Here is an 801-nt window from a genome sequence, read left to right as displayed (position 1 = left end):
GACAGCTCCCCGACAAGGGCAGCGAGTGCACGGTCCGCCGGGGCACGGGCCGCCTCAGTGCGGAGCACCGCGACGCTCTGCTCAGCGACGCTGTCCCAGTCGCGGTAGAAGTCGCGCGAGCGAGGGTCAAGGAAGATGTACCGGCCGAAGTTGACCGACCGGCTCGGAGTACCGAACAGGTCGATGTAGAACGCACGCCCCAGCGGGTTCGACGCGACCACGTCGAGCGTGGTGTTCTGCACGATCACCGGCATGCCCGTCATGCTGTCCACGATCTGCTGCACGCCCGCACTCACGCTGCCCGGTTGTGACCGTTGCGCAGAGCGCCGCGGCCGAAGGTGGGTCGGCGCGTTGGCGGCTCGAACAAGGTCAACGAGGTGGGCCGCTTCGACGTCGTCGAGGAGCAAAGCACGAGCGACACCGTCGAGGACGCTGTCAGAGACGCCGGTCGCGTTGCCCCGTTCGAGGCGTGTGTAGTACTCGGTGCTGATCCCGGCGACCAGGGCCACTTCCTCACGGCGCAGCCCAGCAACTCGGCGGCGTCCGCCGAAGTCCGGCACGCCAATCTGCTCCGGCAGGAGCCTGGCCCGCCGCGATGTGAGGAAATCGCGAATCTCCGCCTGAATGTCCACGCCTCGACGGTACGTCACCGGATTGCCGGCAGGGGGTCCCTGTCAGTGACCGTGTAGACGGAGTCTGTTTCCGGACGTGACGGCGTCGTTCACTTGCGGTGTTCCCGATCGAAAGGCACACCCATGACTGACTCCACCGTTTGGTTCATCACCGGCGCAGCACGCGGGA

At 66.7% G+C, this 801-nt stretch carries 1 protein-coding gene; it reads right to left on the bottom strand.

Annotated features, from left to right (window positions below):
* Positions 1-632: helix-turn-helix domain-containing protein (locus DEJ27_RS17385; RefSeq protein WP_181430192.1), on the bottom strand; the 632-nt coding region annotated here is incomplete at its 3' end.
* Between the last annotated feature and the right edge of the window lie 169 nt (positions 633-801).

The organism is Curtobacterium sp. MCPF17_018 (assembly GCF_003234135.1).
GTDB lineage: Bacteria > Actinomycetota > Actinomycetes > Actinomycetales > Microbacteriaceae > Curtobacterium > Curtobacterium flaccumfaciens.
Note: the sequence above shows the minus strand (reverse complement) of the source record. Positions and strands in the feature narration are given on the sequence as shown.